The sequence below is a fragment of the Agromyces binzhouensis genome (genome assembly GCF_004135055.1).
In the GTDB taxonomy this organism is placed as follows: domain Bacteria; phylum Actinomycetota; class Actinomycetes; order Actinomycetales; family Microbacteriaceae; genus Agromyces; species Agromyces binzhouensis.
On record NZ_SDPL01000431.1, the window covers coordinates 1 to 2,625 of the forward strand.

A 2,625-nucleotide genomic window follows, 5' to 3' on the forward strand; every position below is an offset into this window, starting at 1 on the left:
CGCGTTGCGGCGCCTCGTGGTCGAGAACCTCGCCGGCGTGGACCGCGCGCTCGCCGCGCAGTCGCGCGACGCCCGGGAGGGCTGATGTCGGGGCGCCCGGACCTGACGCGGGCGGAGGCCGAGGAGCGCGCGTCGCTCCTCGCCTCGCCCGCCTACGAGGTCACGCTCGACCTGACGGGCGACGGCGGCCGGTTCCGGTCCGACACGCTCGTGCGCTTCGCCGCGACGCCGGGTGCGTCGACGTTCATCGAGGCGACGACCGCCGAGCTGCACGAGGTGGTCCTGAACGGCCGGCCGCTCGATGCGGCATCCGTCTCGGACGGCTACCGGATCCGGCTGGACGGCCTCGAGGCCGAGAACGAGCTGCTCGTCGTGTCGACGCGCGAGTACACGAACACCGGCGAGGGGCTGCACCGCTTCGTCGATCCCGTCGACGGCGAGGGGTACCTCTACACCGAGTTCGCCGTCGCGGAGGCGAACCGCGTGTACGCCGTGTTCGACCAGCCAGACCTCAAGGCGTCCGTCCGCTTCACGATCACCGCTCCCGGCCACTGGAGCGTCCTGAGCAACGCGCCGTCGCCCGAGCCGCACCCCGCGGCATCCGGCACCGCGGTGTGGGCGTTCGAGACCGGCCCGGTCATCTCGAGCTACATCGTCGCGATCATCGCCGGCCCGTACGCGTCGTGGCGATCGTCGGCCACGAGCCGCGACGGGCGCGAGGTGCCGCTCGGCCTGTTCACGCGTGCGTCGCTCGCGCAGTACGCCGAGCCCGACGTCATGTTCGAGCTGGTGCAGGGCGGGCTGGCGTTCTACGAGGACGCGTTCGGCGTGCCCTACCCCTACGGCAAGTACGACCAGGTCTTCGTGCCGGAGTACAACTGGGGCGCGATGGAGAACGTCGGCGCGGTGACCTTCAACGAGGGCTACCTGTTCCGCTCGCGCGTGTCCGACGCCCGCCGCGAGCAGCGCGCGATCGTCGTGCTGCACGAGCTCAGCCACATGTGGTTCGGCAACTCGGTGACGATGCGCTGGTGGAACGACCTCTGGCTCAACGAGTCGTTCGCGACCTGGGCGTCGACGCTCGCGACGTCGCGGATCTCCGAGTTCACCGACGTGTGGGCGACGTTCGCGAGCGACGAGAAGTCGCACGCCGCCGAGCAGGACCAGCTGCCATCGACGCACCCGATCGTCGCCGAGATCGGCGACCTCGGCGACGTCGAGGTGAACTTCGACGCGATCACGTACGACAAGGGCGCGTCCGTGCTCAAGCAGCTCGTCGCGTGGGTCGGGCTGGAGGCGTTCCAGCGCGGCGTGGGCGCCTACCTGGCGCGTCACTCGGGCGGCAACGCGACACTCGCCGACCTCCTCGTCGAACTCGAGGTCGCCAGTGGCCGCGATCTCGCGGACTGGTCGGCGAAGTGGCTCGAGACCGCGGGCGTGAACACCCTGCGGCTCCGGGTCGAGACGGATGCCGCGGGCGTGATCAGCGCCGCGCGGGTCGAGCAGTCTGCTGCGGACTCGCACCCCACGCTCCGCCCGCACCGCATCGCGATCGGGTCGTACGACGACGTCGACGGCCGCCTCGAGCGGGTGCACCGCGTCGAGCTCGACGTCGACGGCGGATCGACCGACGTGCCCGACCTCGTCGGTCGACCGCGCCCCGCGCTGCTGCTCGTGAACGACGACGACCTGACCTATGCGAAGGTGCGCCTCGACGAACCGTCGTTCGCGGTCGCGCGCGACCGGTTGTCGGACCTCGTCGACCCGGTCGCCCGCGCGGTCGTCCTCGGATCGGCGTGGGACGGCGTCCGCGACGCGGAGATCCCCGCGGCCGACTTCGTGCGCCTCGTCGTGGCGAACGTCGGGCACGAGACGCAGTCGGCCGCGCGCGGGCTCGCGCTCTCCCGGCTGGAGCTCGCGGCGTCCCGGTACCTCGCCGACCACCATCGCGACGTGCTCGCCGAGGAGGCCGCGGACGCGGTGTGGGCGCTCGCCGAGCTCGCCCCGGCGGGCTCCGACGCGCAGCTGCAGTTCGTCAAGGCGTTCACGCGACTCGCCTGCGTGCCCGCGCACGCCGACGTCCTGGAGTCGTTGGCCACCGGCGAGACGAGCCTGGCGGGCCTCGAGGTCGACCTCGACCTGCGGTGGGAGATCACGATCGCCCGAGCGACGCTCGGAGCGGCCTCCGACGACGAGGTCGACGCGGCGCTCGCCGCGGACGACACCGCGAAGGGGCGCCAGCTCGCCGAGACCGCGCGTGCCGCGCGACCCGACCAGTCGGCGAAGGATGCGGCGTGGCGCCGCGTCGCGACCGACACGACCCTGTCGAACGACCTCGCCCGTGCGATCGCCGATGGCTGGCAGCGGACGACGGATGCCGCGCTCCTCGCCGGCACCGCGGACGACTACCTCGACATGCTCGACCGGGTGTGGGCCGAGCGGAGCTTCACGATGGCCTCGCTCATCGTGCGGAGGCTGTTCCCGGCACCCGTCGTCGATGCAGAGCTCGCCTCGCGCGTCCGCGCGTGGCTGGCCGCGCACGCCGAACCCGCGCCGCTGCACCGACTCGTGGCGGAGCAGCTGAGCGAGCTCGAGCGCGCGCTCGCGGCGCGCGAGTGCGACGCC

The 2,625-nt window shown here is 72.6% G+C and carries 1 protein-coding gene; it reads left to right on the forward strand.

The genetic code is table 11. From position 1 onward, the window contains the following. Positions 1-84 precede the first annotated feature (84 nt). On the forward strand, positions 85-2,625 hold a 2,541-nt coding region (gene pepN / locus ESO86_RS15230; RefSeq protein WP_129235737.1), incomplete at its 3' end, for an aminopeptidase N.